General features: G+C 73.2%; 16 protein-coding genes. 10 read left to right on the top strand and 6 right to left on the bottom strand.

Annotation, left to right across the window (positions count from 1 at the left end; translation table 11 throughout):
• On the top strand, positions 1-739 hold a 739-nt coding region (locus tag AB0M52_RS17475), incomplete at its 5' end, for an SIS domain-containing protein (protein ID WP_363954380.1).
• A 25-nt stretch (positions 740-764) separates the two neighbouring features.
• Positions 765-2,390: a histidine kinase N-terminal domain-containing protein gene (locus AB0M52_RS17470; protein WP_363954378.1), complete on the top strand. Its 1,626-nt coding sequence runs from the start codon at positions 765-767 to the stop codon at positions 2,388-2,390.
• Here the strand turns inward: AB0M52_RS17470 and AB0M52_RS17465 are convergent.
• The gene (locus AB0M52_RS17465) at positions 2,374-3,939 is read right to left on the bottom strand and encodes a glycosyltransferase family 39 protein (protein WP_363954384.1); all 1,566 of its coding nucleotides are present in this window, start codon (positions 3,937-3,939) and stop codon (positions 2,374-2,376) included. The two genes, AB0M52_RS17470 and AB0M52_RS17465, sit on opposite strands and share 17 nt — an antisense overlap.
• 392 nt (positions 3,940-4,331) lie before the next feature.
• On the opposite strand from AB0M52_RS17465, the gene AB0M52_RS17460 reads away from it, so the two are divergent.
• Genes AB0M52_RS17460 through AB0M52_RS17445 form a run of 4 tightly spaced genes read left to right on the top strand, consistent with a single transcriptional unit; the run spans position 4,332 to position 7,771 of the window.
• Positions 4,332-6,044, top strand: coding sequence for a nitrite/sulfite reductase (locus AB0M52_RS17460; protein ID WP_363954376.1), 1,713 nt, complete (start codon positions 4,332-4,334; stop codon positions 6,042-6,044).
• Positions 6,045-6,057: 13 nt separating this feature from the next.
• A complete protein-coding gene (locus tag AB0M52_RS17455; RefSeq protein ID WP_363954374.1) occupies positions 6,058-6,219 on the top strand; it encodes a hypothetical protein in 162 nt (53 codons plus the stop codon).
• The gene (locus AB0M52_RS17450) at positions 6,216-6,980 is read left to right on the top strand and encodes a phosphoadenylyl-sulfate reductase (protein ID WP_363954372.1); all 765 of its coding nucleotides are present in this window, start codon (positions 6,216-6,218) and stop codon (positions 6,978-6,980) included. Before AB0M52_RS17455 ends, AB0M52_RS17450 begins: the two co-directional genes overlap by 4 nt.
• 26 nt (positions 6,981-7,006) lie before the next feature.
• Entirely contained in the window at positions 7,007-7,771 is a 765-nt protein-coding gene (locus AB0M52_RS17445; protein WP_363954382.1) for a CbiX/SirB N-terminal domain-containing protein, read from the top strand.
• A 193-nt stretch (positions 7,772-7,964) separates the two neighbouring features.
• Here AB0M52_RS17445 and AB0M52_RS17440 read toward each other — a convergent pair whose 3' ends face one another.
• The gene (locus tag AB0M52_RS17440; protein ID WP_007072794.1) at positions 7,965-8,222 is read right to left on the bottom strand and encodes a WhiB family transcriptional regulator; all 258 of its coding nucleotides are present in this window, start codon (positions 8,220-8,222) and stop codon (positions 7,965-7,967) included.
• 446 nt (positions 8,223-8,668) lie between these two features.
• Positions 8,669-9,613 (bottom strand): diacylglycerol kinase family protein, encoded by a 945-nt coding sequence (locus AB0M52_RS17435; protein WP_363954370.1) that lies wholly within the window; start codon positions 9,611-9,613, stop codon positions 8,669-8,671.
• A gap of 42 nt (positions 9,614-9,655) precedes the next feature.
• On the opposite strand from AB0M52_RS17435, the gene AB0M52_RS17430 reads away from it, so the two are divergent.
• A complete protein-coding gene (locus tag AB0M52_RS17430) occupies positions 9,656-10,045 on the top strand; it encodes a hypothetical protein (RefSeq protein ID WP_363954368.1) in 390 nt (129 codons plus the stop codon).
• 98 nt (positions 10,046-10,143) lie between these two features.
• On the opposite strand, the gene AB0M52_RS17425 is transcribed toward AB0M52_RS17430, so the two are convergent.
• On the bottom strand, positions 10,144-10,551 hold the full coding sequence (locus tag AB0M52_RS17425) for an ATP-binding protein (RefSeq protein WP_363954366.1): 408 nt from the start codon (positions 10,549-10,551) through the stop codon (positions 10,144-10,146).
• A gap of 163 nt (positions 10,552-10,714) precedes the next feature.
• Entirely contained in the window at positions 10,715-11,119 is a 405-nt protein-coding gene (gene sodN, locus AB0M52_RS17420; protein ID WP_363954364.1) for a superoxide dismutase, Ni, read from the bottom strand.
• A gap of 86 nt (positions 11,120-11,205) precedes the next feature.
• On the opposite strand from sodN, the gene AB0M52_RS17415 reads away from it, so the two are divergent.
• The 3 genes from AB0M52_RS17415 to AB0M52_RS17405 all read left to right on the top strand — a co-directional run bounded on the left by AB0M52_RS17415 (position 11,206) and on the right by AB0M52_RS17405 (position 13,895).
• Entirely contained in the window at positions 11,206-11,538 is a 333-nt protein-coding gene (locus AB0M52_RS17415) for a S24/S26 family peptidase (protein ID WP_363954362.1), read from the top strand.
• Positions 11,539-11,677: 139 nt separating this feature from the next.
• A complete protein-coding gene (locus AB0M52_RS17410; RefSeq protein ID WP_363954360.1) occupies positions 11,678-12,856 on the top strand; it encodes an NADP-dependent malic enzyme in 1,179 nt (392 codons plus the stop codon).
• A gap of 76 nt (positions 12,857-12,932) precedes the next feature.
• Positions 12,933-13,895 carry a zinc-binding dehydrogenase gene (locus AB0M52_RS17405; RefSeq protein WP_363954358.1) on the top strand — a complete coding sequence of 321 codons (963 nt, stop codon included), beginning with the start codon at positions 12,933-12,935 and terminating at the stop codon, positions 13,893-13,895.
• 55 nt (positions 13,896-13,950) lie between these two features.
• Here the strand turns inward: AB0M52_RS17405 and AB0M52_RS17400 are convergent, their stop codons facing one another.
• Complete coding sequence (locus AB0M52_RS17400) at positions 13,951-14,937, bottom strand: chlorophyllase (protein WP_363954356.1); 987 nt, start codon at positions 14,935-14,937, stop codon at positions 13,951-13,953.
• Positions 14,938-14,962: the final 25 nt, after the last annotated feature.

Here is a 14,962-nt window from a genome sequence, read left to right as displayed (position 1 = left end):
CGACCTGGCCGAGGTGCTCCGGGTCGCCCGGGACTCCGGCGCGCTCACCCTCGCGGTCACCAACGCGCCGGACTCGCCGCTAGCGGCCACCGCCGAGTTCTCCGTCGATATCGCGGCGGGGCACGAGCGGGCGGTGGCGGCCACCAAGACCTACACCGCCGAGCTGCTCGCCCTGCTGATGCTGGTGGAGGGGATCCGGGCCGGCGACGGTGCGCTGCCCGAGGAGGAACGCCGAGCCCTGGCCGCCCTGCCCGAGCTGGCCGCCCGTACCCTGGCCGACCCCACCCCGGCCCAGCTCGCACCGCGCTACCGGTTCGCCGCCCAACTGGTCACCACCGGCCGGGGGTACGCGTACCCGACCGCGCGGGAGGCCGCGCTGAAGCTGATGGAGACCTCGTACCTGCCGGCGCTGGCCTTTTCCGGCGCCGACCTGCTGCACGGCCCGCTCGCCATGACCGACCCGGACGTGCCGGTGCTGGCCGTGGTCGGATCCGGTCCAGGTGGGCGGGCGATGGGCGAGGTGCTGCCCCGGCTCGGCGAGCGCCGCGCGGACGTGGTCGTGGTCGGCTCCGCCGAGGTCGAGGGGGCCACCCGGATCGCCGTGCCCGAGGTCGACGAGCGGTACGCCCCCCTGCTGGACATCCTCCCGTTGCAACGGCTGGCCCTCGCGCTGGCCCTGGCCCGGGGCGAGGACCCGGACGCGCCACGAGGGCTGAAGAAGGTCACCGCGACGATGTGACCATCGGCGTGGCACGCTGGTCGGCGTGTCAACGCTGCGCGACCTCGCCGAGGAGCACACCCGTCTGCGTCCGGCCGACATCGACCACCTGCACCGCATCGCCGGTGACTGGCAGTTGCTGTCCGACCTGTCCTTCGCCGACCTGCTGCTCTGGGTACCGGTGGACGGCGAGGGCAGCTTCCTCTGCGTCGCCCAGGTCCGGCCGACCACCGCGCCCACCGCGTACCAGGACGACCAGGTGGGCCGGATCGTCGGCGGCCCGGAGGTGGCGCACCTGGAGGTCGCCTACGGGCAGGGGCGGATCTGGCGGGAGGGCGACCCGGTCTGGTACGGCGACGTGCCCGCCCGGCACGAGGCGATCCCGGTCCGGCTGCGCGCCGCCGACGGTGAGTCCGGCGAGGTGATCGCCGTGGTGGGCCGGGACACCAACCTGTCCACCGCCCGTACCCCCAGTCAGCTGGAGCTGAACTACCTGACCACGGCCGACGACCTGGCGCAGATGATCGCGGACGGCACGTTCCCGCCGCCCCGGCACCCCGGGGAGACCACCTCGGCGCCGCGGGTCGGCGACGGTCTGGTCCGGCTGGACGCCGGCGGCAAGGTCACCTACGCCAGCCCGAACGCGCAGTCGGCGTACCGGCGGCTGGGTTACGCCTCCCACCTGGTGGGCGAGGATCTCGCGGCGCTGCACCGGCGGCTCGCCAACGACCCGCTGGAGGGTACGGAGGCCGGGAACGGCATCCTCGCGGCCCTGCGCGGCGAGGCACCGCCCCGGCGGGAGATCGACGCGCGCGGTGCGACCATGCTCACCCGTGCCCTGCCGCTGATGCCCGCCGGAGTGCCGATCGGCGCGCTGGTGCTGGTCCGCGACATCACCGAGGTACGCCGCCGGGACCGGGCCCTGATCACCAAGGACGCCACCATCCGGGAGATCCACCACCGGGTGAAGAACAATCTACAGACCGTTGCCGCGCTGCTGCGGCTGCAGGCCCGCCGGGTGTCCATGCCCGAGGCGAGGGTGGCGCTGGAGGAATCCGTACGCCGGGTGGCCTCGATCGCCCTGGTGCACGAGACGCTCTCGATGTCCAGCGACGAGGCGGTGGAGTTCGACGGGATCGTCGACCGGGTGGCCAGCGCGGCGACCGAGGTGGCGGCGACCGAGGTGAGCGTCGGGATGCGGCGCAAGGGCAGCTTCGGCGTGCTGCCGGCGGAGATCGCCACCTCGCTGGTGATGGTTCTCAACGAGCTGTTGCTCAACGCCGTCGAACACGGCTTCCCGCCGGCCGGGGAGGCCGACGAAGCCCTGGCCCCCGGTGCGGAGCAGCCCGGGCCGCCTGAGCCTGCGGTGCCTGGGGCGGTGCTGCCCGAGGCGGCGCAGCCGGAGGCGGTGGTGCCGGAGGTGGTGGTCTCGGCCCACCGGTTCCGCAAGATGCTGCACGTCTCGGTCGCCGACAACGGGCGCGGGCTGCCGGCCGGGTTCGACGCCGAGGGCGGTGCCAAGCTCGGGTTGCAAATCGTCCGGGCGCTGGTCACCGGTGAGCTGCGCGGCAGCATCGAACTGCGCCCGGGCGCCGGCGGTGGCACCGAGGCGGTCCTGATCGTCCCGCTCGCCCGCACCGCCCCCGACGGCCGCCTCACTGCGGGCGGGTGAGGAGGGCGAGGGTCAGGCCGGGCCGTGGCCAGACCTGGGTGACGGTGAAACCGGCGCGCAGGGCGTCCCCCTTGGCGCCGGGCACGGCCGCCAGCGGGTCGGCGCGGCGGCCGGCCACCACCAGCCAGACCCGGTCCGTGCCGGCCAGGCACTCGGCGGGTCGGTCGCACTCGACCGCCCACAGGTCGCCCCGGCGATCCTGGTCCTCGGCCGCCAGCACGTCCCGGGGGACCTGGCCGCTGAGGTGGTAGCGGAGACCGAGGTCGAGGAAGAGCCAGCTGTCCCGGGGCGAGTAGACCACCGCGTCGCCCGGGCGCTGACCGTCCGCGACGATCCGCGCCGTGCCCCGGTAGTCGACGGTCGCGGTGCGCGGCCACTCGTGGGTGCGTCGCAACGCGACCTGGTCGGGCAGCCCGAGCAGCCCGGCCAGGGCCACCACGACGAGGGCCGCCGGCAGCCGGGCCGCCGCCAGGGCCGCGCCGGCCAGCAGACAGCCGAACGGCACCACGAAGACCAGGTAGCGGGGAACCCACAGGGGTATGGCGAGCCCGGCGGCGAAGAGCAGCAGCACCGGCAGCAGGACGGCGGCAACCGGCAGCAGCCCGCGTCGGCCGAGCCGCCCCGCGCCGAGCGCGGCGAGCGCCACCAACATGCCGCCCACCATCGCGCTCTGCGCCAGGCCGCCCGGGAGCGCGGCCAGGTCACCGAGGCGGGTGGTGTCCACCCAGGCCAGCTGGCGGGACCGTTGGCCCCGGGCGAGCAGGAACAGCGGGGTCAGTACCAACGCCACCGGTACCAGCGCGAGCAACCAGCACCGCAACGGCCCGAGCCGGCCACTCGGCCGACCGAGCCCCTGGCGGGACCTCAGCGCTCCGAGCCAGTCGGCATTCGGGCGGCCGGGGTCCGGGGGCGTACGGGCGGGATCGGCCTGCGGGCCGGTGCTGGCCGTACCGGTGGTCGGGGGTGGTGGCCGGGTGACGCCGGCGGCACGGGTGAGCACCGCGACGGCATGGGCGGCGAGCAGGGTCAGGGCGACCAGGTGGGTCAGCCCGAGGGCGATGGTCGCGGCGGCGTACGCCGCCCAGCGGCCCCAACCGGGGCGGCGCAGGGTGTCGACCAGCAGCAGGGTGCTCAGCACGGCGAGGGCGGCGGCGAGGGCGTACGGACGGGCCTCCTGGCCGTACCGGGAGGTGCCGGGGAGCACCGCGAACAGCAGTCCGGCGAGGGCACCGGCGCGGGTGTCCGAGAGCCGTTGCCCGAGCGTGGCGGTCAACCCGGCGGCCGCCGCCATCGCCAGCGCGGACGGCAGGCGCAACGCGGCCACCGAGTCGCCGGCCACCGTCACCCAGGCGTGCATGAACAGGTAGTAGGGGCCGGTGGCGGCGTCGATGGTGCCGACCAGCCGGAGCAACGCCGGCACCCCCCGGGTGGCGGCGCTCCAGGTCGCCAGCTCGTCCCGCCACGGTTGCGCGGCGTCCAGCCCGGCCAGCGTCAGCACCAGGGTGACGCCCGCCGGTACGAGCCACACCGGCAGCGACCGCAGGCGCATCCCGCTGAGCCGGACGCCCTTCCCGGCGGTCGGGACTGACCTACCGGACATATCCCCCATGTCGCGAGCCTGCCACACGGTCGCGCTCCGGGTGGCGGCAGCGACCGCCCGTGATGTGGGATCGGGCACGCACTCATTGGCTGGCCCGCCTGAGGTGTGGCAGCATGACGTCCATGACCGCCGCCGTAGTCCGCCGCTTCGTGGCCCGACGCCACGTCGACTACGGCCGCGTGCGCAGCGCCATCTGTCCGGCCTACTGACGACGCCCGACCACCCTGCCTCGGGCACGCAGCGCGCCGGCCGCCCAAGACATCGCCGTCCACGGCCCTCCGGGAGCCGGTCGTCGCGTCCGCGTACCCACCGAGGCACCGCAGACAACGGAGGACGCCGCGATGGCGGTCAGCGACATTCCGGCCCGCCCCGGGGACCCCTCGGCCCGCCCCGCACGGGCACCCCGCCGCGCCCGCGGCGAGGGCCAGTGGGCGCTCGGACACCGCGAGCCGCTCAACCCCAACGAGCGGATCAAGAAGGACGACGACCCGCTCAACGTGCGGGCCAGGATCGAGAACATCTACGCCCACCGGGGCTTCGCCGCCATCGACCCGCAGGATCTGCGGGGTCGGTTCCGCTGGTGGGGCCTCTACACCCAGCGCAAGGCGGGCATCGACGGCGGGCGTACCGCCGTGCTGGAGCCGCACGAGCTGGAAGACGAGTTCTTCATGCTGCGGGTACGCGTCGACGGCGGCCAGCTCGACCTGGCCCAGCTGCGTACGATCGCCGAGATCTCCCGGGAGTTCGCCCGGGACACCGCCGACATCACTGACCGGCAGAACATCCAGTACCACTGGATCCGGGTCGAGGACATGCCGGAGATCTGGCGGCGGCTGGAATCGGTCGGGCTGCAGACCACCGAGGCGTGCGGCGACTGCCCCCGCATCGTGCTGGGCAGTCCGGTGGCCGGCGTGGCCGAGGCGGAGCTGATCGACCCCACCCCCGCCATCGACGAGATCGTCCGGCGGTACGTCGGCGACAAGCAGTTCTCCAACCTGCCCCGCAAGTTCAAGTCGTCGATCTCCTGGCTGGTGGACACCCCGTACCAGGCGAACGACATCGCCTTCCTCGGCGTCGACCACCCCGAGCACGGTCCGGGCTTCGACGTGTGGGTCGGCGGCGGGCTGTCCACCAATCCGATGCTGGCCCAGCGGCTCGGCGTCTGGGTGCCGCTGGCCGAGGTGCCGGACGTCTGGGCCGGCGTGGTCGGCATCTTCCGCGACTACGGCTACCGCCGGCTGCGCCACCGGGCCCGGCTGAAGTTCCTGGTCGCCGACTGGGGCGTGACGAAGTTCCGCGAGGTGCTGGAGAAGGAGTACCTCGGCCGGACGCTGCTCGACGGGCCCGCTCCGGCACTGCCGGACAAGCCGATCGACCACATCGGCGTGCACGCCCAGCGGGACGGCCGCAACTACGTCGGTGCCGCCCCGGTGGTCGGGCGGGTGTCCGGCACCCAGCTCGCCCAGCTCGCGGACGTGGTCGAGGCGCACGGCAGCGGCCGGGTGCGGCTCACCCCGTACCAGAAGCTGCTGGTGCTCGACGTGCCGTCGGAGCGGACGGAGTCGCTGATCGCCGGGCTGCGCGAGATCGGCCTGGAGGCCCGCCCGTCGACCTGGCGGCGCGGCACCATGGCCTGCACCGGCATCGAGTACTGCAAGCTCGCCATCGTCGAGACCAAGGCGCGTGGCGAGGAGTTGGTGGCCCGGCTGGAGCAGCAGCTGCGCGATGTCGACGCGGACATCTCCATCCACATCAACGGCTGCCCGAACGCCTGTGCCCGCACCCAGGTGGCCGACATCGGCCTCAAGGGCCAGCTGGTGACCGGCCCGGACGGCCGCCAGGTGGAGGGCTTCCAGGTACACCTCGGCGGCGGGCTCGGCATGACCGAGGGCCGCACGGCCGGCTTCGGCCGCAAGCTGCGCGGCCTGAGGACCACCGCCGAGGAGCTTCCCGAGTACGTCGAGCGGCTGACCCGGCGTTACCTGGCCGGCCGCACCGAGGGCGAGGCGTTCGCCAACTGGGTGATCAGGGTCGACGAGGAGGAACTGCGATGAGCGAGGTGACGCGATGAGCAGCGAGTCCCGATCCGTGCCGCTGTACTGCCCGTACTGCGGCGAGGAGGACCTGCGGCCGAGCGAGGCCGGTCACGGCGCGTGGGAGTGCCACGCCTGCACCCGGGTGTTCACGGTCCGCTTCACCGGCCTGCTCTCCCGGGCGGTGACCCGGTGAGCGCCCTGGTCTCCGCCGTCGGCCTCGGGTTGGTCGGCACCGGCGCATCCAGCCCGGCCGACGGCGTGCGTCGTGATCCCGCCCAGCTGCGCGAGCTGGCCGAGCGGGCCGGCCGGGAGCTGGAGGGCGCGCCCGCGCTGGAGATCGCCCGGTGGGCCGCGGAGACCTTCGGCGACCGGTTCTGCGTGACCAGTTCGATGGCCGACGCGGTCCTCGCCCACCTGGTCTCCCGGGTCGCGCCCGGGGTGGACGTGGTCTTCCTGGACACCGGCCTGCACTTCCCGGAGACCCTCGCCGTCCGGGACGAGGTGGCCCGCACGCTGCCGGTCAACGTCCGGTCGATCCGGCCGCGGCTCACCGTGGGCCAGCAGGACGGCGAGTACGGGCCGCGGCTGTTCAACCGGTCGCCGGACGAATGCTGCCAGCTGCGCAAGGTGGAGCCGCTGGAGCGGGCGCTCGCCGGCTACGACGCGTGGGCCGCCGGGCTGCGCCGCGACGAGTCGCCGACCCGTGCCAACACGCCGGTGGTGACCTTCGACGCCCGCCGGGGCAAGGTGAAGGTCAACCCGATCGCGGCCTGGACGCAGGCGGACGTGGACGCGTACATCTCCCGGTGGAACGTGCCGGTCAACGAGCTGTTCCGGCGCGGCTACGGCTCGATCGGCTGCTGGCCGTGCACCCGGCGGACCAAGGCCGGCGAGGATCCGCGCGGCGGCCGCTGGGCCATGTTCGAGAAGACCGAGTGCGGTCTGCATCTCTGACCGAACGGGCGGCGCCGCCCGGCGGCCTGACCCGGCCCGGGGGGCCCGGGCCGGGCGGGGACCCGGTGCTCCTGGTCGCCCACGGCAGTCGCGACCCGCGGGCGGCCGACGCGACCAGGGCGCTGGCCCGGGCGATCTCGGCCGCCCGGCCCGGCACGCCGGTGCTGGCGAGCTGGCTCGACCACACCGAGCCCACTCCGACGCAGGCACTGCGCCGGCTGGCCGCCGCGGGGGAGCCCCGGGCGGTCCTGGTGCCGTTGCTGCTCACCGCCGCCTACCACCGGCGGGTGGACATCCCGGCGGCGGTGGCGGCCGCCCGGCAGGCCGGGCCGCCGATCCGGGTGCGCATCACCGACGTGCTCGGCCCGGTGGCCGGCGAGGTGGATCCGACACTGCTGGCCGGGTTGCGGCGGCGGCTGGCCGAGGCGGAACCGGGCCGGTTCGACGCCCTCGTGCTGGCTGCGGCGGGCACCCGGGATCCCGGGGCGCGGGCGTCGGTGGGCCGGGTGGCCCAGGCGCTGGGTGCGGCCCTGGGCACCCCGACCCGGATCTCGTACGCCTCGGCGGCACCGCCGGCCGTCGGTGCGGCGGTGGCCCGGCTGCGGGCGCGGGGTGCGCGGCGGGTGGCCGTGGCCGCGTACTTCCTTGCGCCCGGGCTGTTCCACGATGCCGTGACGGCGGCGGCGCGGGACGCCGGCGCGGTGGCGGTGGCGGCTCCGCTGACGGATGCGCCGGAACTGGTCGACCTGGTGCTGCGCCGGGTGGACGCCGAGGCGCGCTCAGGCATTTGAGGAGGGCTGATTGACGGCCGGGGCCTTGGCGAGGCGACAGCCTGGGCCTTGCGGGCGGGCTGGGCTGCCGTTGGCGGGCTGGGCTGCCGTTGGCGGGCTGGGCCGGCGGGGGCGGGCTGGGGCTGCCCCGGAACGGGCAGCAGAACGCCCCGGCGGGCTGAGCCGGCCGGGGCGTGTCGCTCTGGTGCGTGGATCAGGCGGAGTGAGCGCGCAGCACCCGGAGGCCGCCGCGACGCTTGACGGCGCGCCGCTCCTCCTCGCTCATCCCGCCCCAGACGCCAGCGTCCTGACCGGACTCCAGCGCCCACTGCAGGCACTGGTCGGTCACGGAGCAGCGCCGGCAGACGGCCTTGGCCTGCTCGACCTGCAGGAGAGCCGGACCGGACGTCCCGATCGGGAAGAACAGCTCCGGGTCCTCGTCGCGGCAGACAGCATGGTGACGCCAGTCCATGGCGGCAACACTCCTCATTCTGGGTGGGTGGCAGAATCTCGCTGTTGGTGCTTTTCCTATATGCATCCGCAATGCCGATGGTGACGGTTTGCGTCCGTCAATTCGGCAGTGCGTGAGCAGGCTGTTGGTCCCGGGGACCTGCTGGAACAGCTCAACCTGCCGAGCATATCCAGGCAATGTCCCGGTAACTCAAGTTCGCTTGTGAATACTTTCACGAACTCACGCAATGTCAAGGGTGGCGCTCGGAAAAACTCCGTGCGGTGAGCAAGCCCACAACCCATTTGTCCGGGTTCCAGATCACTCCGGCTACCCGGCTTACCACAGTCGAGGATCAATATAGTACAGTCCGCCGGACATTGCTGACATTTCCGGCATTGGTTCCGGGTGTCGCAGTCGTCGCGCGTCGGGGGTCGCGCCGACCGTCTCCGCCCGGTGGTGCCGGAGGCCTAACAGATTACTCTGAGTGCGGCGGGAACGGAGGTGAATCTGACTTTTTCCCGCTCGCCAAGATAGTCGCCGTCGAGCTGGAACGCCTGCGGACGGCTTGCGACCAGCGTGAACTCGGCCACGTCGTGCAGGCGCAGCACCTGCCGGCCGTGCGGATTGGGCGTGTTGGAGAGGAACTGCGTCACGGTGCGTGTCGTGCTGGCGACGCCTAGCTGGCGAAAGGCCATCACATCCAGCCCCAGATCGAACGACGCCTCCGGGTTCGGGTTGGCCTCCCGGTCCCCGACGTACGTCCACGGGGCGGTGTTCTGGACGATGACGCTGGCCAGGTCTCCCTCTGCCGCCTCGCCCGGCTGCTCCAGCTGGATCGCCGGGTGCCGCCGTTCGGCGCCGAACAGGAACTGCGCGGTGAAGGCGCGGAAGTAGAGCCCCGGCGAGGAGACCCGGCCCCGACGGCGGGCCTCCTCGACCCGGTGGATCACCGCCGCGTCGAGCCCGAAGCCGGCACAGAAGGTGAAGTAGCGGTCGTCGGCCCGGCCGAGGCCGATCGTGCGGTGCCGGCCCAGCCGCAGCCCCTCCAGGAGCATGCTGGCGGCCTCCGGCCACTCCTTGGGCAGGCCCAGCGCCCGGGCGAAGACGTTGGTCGAGCCGCCCGGAACGGTGGCCAGTGCGGGCAGCCGTTCCGCAGTCGGCGCCTCGCCGCCGGCGGTGGTCGCCGTCATCAGGCCGTTGACCACCTCGTTGACCGTGCCGTCGCCACCGAGGGTGACCACCAGGTCGACGCCCTCCACGGCGGCCTCCCGGGCCAGCGCGGTGGCGTGACCACGCCGCCGGGTGTAGCGCACGGAGAGATCGACCTCGCTGCGCAGCGCCCGGACGAGCACGTCCCGCGCACGCTCGCTGGTGGTGGTGGCCTTCGGATTGACCAGCAGGATGGCCCGCATGGGCGGCACTGTACTCCGGGACGTCACGGGTATCGTGACCGCGTGACCATCGACTCCGACCCGACCCCCGTCACGCTGCGTTGGGCGGTCCGGCTGCTACGGGGCCAGGCGGTCGCCGTCGGGCTGGTCGCGGCCTGGCTGGTCGTCGCCGATCTCACCGCCACTACCACCGACTTGACGTCGGCGCTGCTGGTCACGGCCTTCGCCATTGGTGCCGCGGTCGCGCTCTGGGCGCTGGGCGGCGCGCTGCTGCGTCGCCGGGCGGGCGCCCGCGCGCCGGCCATCGTGCTCCAGCTCATGCTGCTGCCGATCGGCTGGTTCATGATCCAGGGTGGCCTGGGCTGGCTCGGCGTGCCGCTGATCGCGCTCGGGCTCGGCGTCACCTGGTTGCTGGTCAGCCCGCCCACCACCCGTGCCCTGGGCTTCGAGTGAACGAGCGGAGCGAGCGAACCATCAGGCACAGCAGCGTGGCGCTTCGCGCCGGCGGCGAGCGGAGCGAGGTGGCGGCGTGAGCTGACCCGGGCGGCCGTTCACCAGCCGGAGGCGCGGCGGGTGAGCAGCGAGATGGTGGCCCGCCCGTCGACCGCGCTCGCCGCCGCCGACGTGGTCAGCGCGGTGAGCACCTTCCACGCGAACGACGACTCGGCCGGCAGCTTGCTGCCTGGCACGGTCGGCACGGTCACCTCGACGGTCAGCGCGTCTTCGGTCACCGCGAAGCGGCAGTCGAGCTCGGCTCCCCGGGAAGCGATGGCGAGCAGCATGGCGCACGCCTCATCGACCGCGATGCGCAGATCCTCGATCTCGTCGAGGGCGAACTGAAGGCGAGCCGCGAGGCCGGCGGTGGCGGTGCGGAGGACACCCAGATAGCCGCCGTCGGCGGGCACGGTGAGGTGCACGACGTCGTCGTCGGTCGTCGGCTGGCCGGTCAGTTGAGTCACCACTCATCCCCCCGGTGGGGGACTCTACCCGCTCAGGCGGCCGGGCGGTTAGCGGCCGTCAATCGTGGCGGAGTGGCCGGGTGGACCGGCCGGACACGACGGCGGCCGGCGCGCCCGATTGGACGCGTCGGCCGCCGAGACACCTCGCCGCCGGCGAGCGACGTCACGCCTGCTTGGTCTCCCAGAAGATCTTCGCGATCTCGTCGATCTTCTGCAGCAGCTCGTCGGCCTTGGCCGGGTCGGTGGCGCCCTTGGCGCCGGCGGCACCCGCCAGCTTGGTCGCCTCGTTGAACAGTTGGTGCAGGTTCGGGTACTTCTCGAAGTGGGCCGGCTTGAAGTAGTCGGTCCACAGCACCCAGAGGTGGTGCTTGACCAGGTCGGCCCGCTGCTCCTTGATCAGGATGGCCCGGGTGCGGAACTCGGGGTCGGTGTTGGCCTGGTACTTCTCGCAGATCATTTTCACCGACTCGGCCTCGATCCGGGCCTGCGCCGGGTCGTAGACACCGCAGGGCAGGTCGCAGTGGGCGCTGGCGGTCACGCGGGGCGTAAGGATGCGTGGAAGTCGCATCAGGATCCTCCATGGGAAGTTTGCGATGATCCAAGACGACATTACTCCTGGAGGTGGTCCCCGAGGCCGTAGGAGGTGAAACACTCATGCCCGCGCCCCGGCTCCGGTGGCCGCTGTCGGCCGTACTGGTGACTGGTCCGTCTATGTCGCCGACCCTGCGGCACGGCGACGCGGTGCTGGTCCGTCGCGGTGGCCGGGCCGTCCACCCCGGCGACGTGGTGATCGCGGTCTTCCGCAGCCGCCCGGACCTGCTGGTGGTCAAGCGCGCGGTCCGTCCCGTCGACGGCGGGTGGTGGCTGTCCGGGGACAACGACCTGATCACCGACGACTCCCGGGCGTACGGGGTGGCCGACGTGCTGGGCCGGGTGGTGGCCCGCTACTGGCCCCGACTCGGTCGGGTGCCGCCGCGTCCGTTATGACCCTGCTCACATACCGGGTCCACCCCCACCACTATGCTCGGAAGTGCCCGGGTGACCCCCCGCACCTCGCGCCGCCGCTCGTCGCCTCACCGTGCGCCCGACCGGCCGGTCCATCTGCTCGACAGATCCTGGAGTCACCATGTCTTCGTCCACTGTGGACCCTGCTGATCCCGTCTTCCAGCTGCATCGTGGCGGCAAGATGGCCGTCGTCTCGACGGTCCCGCTCACCAGCCGGGACGATCTCTCCCTCGCGTACACCCCCGGGGTCGCCCGGGTCTGCGAGGCGATCGCCGCCGACCCGTCGCTCGCCCACGACTACACCTGGGCGTCGCACACCGTCGCGGTCGTCACCGACGGCTCGGCCGTACTCGGCCTCGGCAACATCGGCCCGCGCGCCGCGCTGCCGGTGATGGAGGGCAAGGCCGTGCTGTTCAAGCAGTTCGGCGGGATCGACGCGGTACCGGTCTGCCTGGACACCCAGGACGTCGACGAGATCGTCGCGGTGGTCAAGGCGCTCGCGCCGTCGTTCGGCGGGATCAACCTGGAGGACATCAGCGCTCCACGTTGCTTCGAGGTGGAGCGCCGGCTCGACGAGGCACTGGACATCCCGGTGTTCCACGACGACCAGCACGGCACCGCGATCGTCGTGCTGGCCGCGCTGCGCAACGCCGCGACGCTGCTCAACCGCAAGCTCGGCGACCTGCGGGTGGCGGTCAGCGGCGCGGGCGCGGCCGGGGTGGCGGTGACCAGGATGCTGGTGGCCGGGGGAGTGGACGCGGACCGGGTGGTGGTCTGCGACTCCCGGGGAATCATCTGCGGTCAGCGCACCGGCCTGACCGGCACCAAGGCCGAACTGGCCGAGCTGACCAACGCCGACGGCCGCCAGGGCGACATCACCGAGGCGCTGCGCGACGCCGACGTGCTGATCGGCGTCTCCGGCGGGCAGATCCCCGAGCAGGCGGTGGCCGGGATGGCCCCCGGCGGGATCGTGTTCGCGCTGGCCAACCCCACTCCAGAGGTGCATCCGGAGGTGGCCGCGCGGCACGTCGCGGTGGTCGCCACCGGGCGCAGCGACTACCCGAACCAGATCAACAACGTACTGGCCTTCCCGGGCGTGTTCCGCGGCGCGCTCGATGCCCGGGCCACCCGGGTCACCGACGCGATGAAGGTCGCGGCGGCCGACGCCATCGCCTCCGTGGTGGCCGAGACGCTTACCCCAGAGGCGATCGTGCCCTCGCCGCTCGACCCCCGGGTCGCCCCCGCCGTCGCCGAAGCGGTCGCCGAAGCGGCCCGCCGCGACGGCGTCGCCCGCGCCTGAGGTGTAAGGAAGGGCCCCTTCTTAACGCCTCATGCATAGGAAGGGCCCCTTCTTAACGAGCGCTCAGCTTGTTACCGTGCGGATCATGCGTGCTGCCTTCGCCTCCCGTTTCGACGACGCCGATCCGCTCGCCGCGCTCACCGTCGGTGAGCAGCCCGAGCCGAACCTGCCCGACGACGACTGGGTGACCCTGCGTGTCACGGCCAGCTCGCTCAACCACCACGACCTCTGGTCGCTGCGCGGCGTCGGGCTTCGCGCCGAGCAGTTGCCGATGATCCTCGGCTGCGACGCGGTCGGGGTGGACCCGGACGGCAACGAGGTGGTCGTCTACCCGGTGGTGCCCACCCCCGGTGACCCGCGCGGGATGTCCATCCTCTCCGAGCACTTCCCCGGCACCCTGGCCGAGCGGGTGGCCGTACCCCGGTCGAACCTGCTGCCGCTGCCGGCGGGGCTGGCGGCGACCGACGCGGCCTGCCTGCCGACCGCCTGGCTGACCGCGTGGCGGATGCTCACCACCAAGGGCCGCGTCGACGACGCCGAGGCCGTGCTGGTCCAGGGCGCCGGGGGCGGCGTGGCCACCGCGGCGGTCGCGCTGGCCGCCGCGATGGGCAAGCGGGTGTACGCGACCAGCCGCGACGCCGCCAAGCGGGAGCGGATCGCCGGGCTGGGCGCGACCGCGATGGAACCCGGCGCCCGGCTGCCCGAGCGGGTCGACGTGGTGATCGAGACCGTCGGTGCGGCCACCTTCGACCACTCGTTGAAATCCGCCGCGCCGGGCGCCCGGATCGTGGTCTCCGGCGCGACGGCCGGGCACGAGCCGGCGGTCAACCTGCGCCGGGTCTTCGCCATGCAGCTGGAGATCCTGGGCACCTCGATGGGCACCCCGGCGGAGCTGACCGGCCTGCTCGCCTTCTGCGCCGAGCGGAAGGTGCGCCCGGTGGTGGACAGCGTGGTGCCGTTCAGCCGGGTCGCGGACGCCTTCGCCCGCCTGCACTCCGGAGACGTCTTCGGCAAGGTCGTGGTCGACCACACCAGCTGAGGTGTTAAGAGGGGGCCCCTGCTCTACCGGAGGCGTTAATAAGGGGCCCTTCCTTTCATTGCAGGCGGTTGTCGAGGGTGGCGATGTTGCCGGGGGCGCTGGCTTCGGCGATGCGCTCCTTGGCGTCGGCGTCGCCGTAGAGCGTCCAGCGCAGGAACTCGATGGTGGTGTCGGCGACGACCCCCAGCGACTTGCCGTCGCTCAACAGGGCCCGGCCGTGGTCGCCGTTGGGCAGGCTCAGCATCGCCTTCGGCCAGGGCACCTTGTCGTACACGGCCTTGCCGGCGGCGTACTGCACCACCTCGTCGGCCTCACCGTGCACGAACAGTTGCGGTGCTGCGGCACCAGCGAACGCGGTGCCCACCCCGAGCGCGGTGCCGGCGAAGACGATCCCGGCGGCCAGCCGGTCGTCCCGGCCGGCGGTGAACAACCCGATCGTGGTCACCCCGCCCGCCGAGTGCCCGGCGGCGGCCACCCGGTCGGTGGCCATCCGGCCGCGCAGCGGGTCGCCGGCGCGCTTGTCGAGGGCGAGCAACTCGGTCAACGCGTACGACACGTCGGCGGGCTGGTTGAGCACATCGAGCACGTTCCGGTCGCCGCCCCGAGAGGTGTGCGGGAAGGTCGGCGCGGCCACCACGAAACCGGCCGCCGCCCAGCGGGTCAGCAGGGCCGCGTAGTCGGCGGGTCGGCCGCCCAGGCCGTGGCTGAACATGACCACCGGGAACCTGCCGTCCGCGGCCCGTGCCGAGGCCGCCGGCTCGCCGCCCGCCCGGCCGGACGCCGGGTACCAGACGGTCACCGGCAGCGGCCGGTCGCCGTCGCGGTTCAGCTTCAGCTGTCGTACGCCGACCGCGAAGGTCTGCTGCGGCGCGCTCCCGGCGGGGATCGCCGGTGCCGACGAAGTCGCCGGCGGCGCGGGTGTGGTCGCCAGCGGCGTGGCTGCGGCGGCCTGCTCGGCAGGGCGGCGGTCGGTGGAGCAGCCGACCAGCGCGCTGGCGAACAGGGCACTGGCGAGCAAGGCGGAGACGGCGCGGCGCGACATGGCTTCGATTGTGCCTCGCCCCGCC

Origin of the sequence: Micromonospora sp. NPDC051296 (genome assembly GCF_040682255.1) — a bacterium.
Taxonomy (GTDB): domain Bacteria; phylum Actinomycetota; class Actinomycetes; order Mycobacteriales; family Micromonosporaceae; genus Micromonospora; species Micromonospora craterilacus.
Note: the sequence above shows the minus strand (reverse complement) of the source record. Positions and strands in the feature narration are given on the sequence as shown.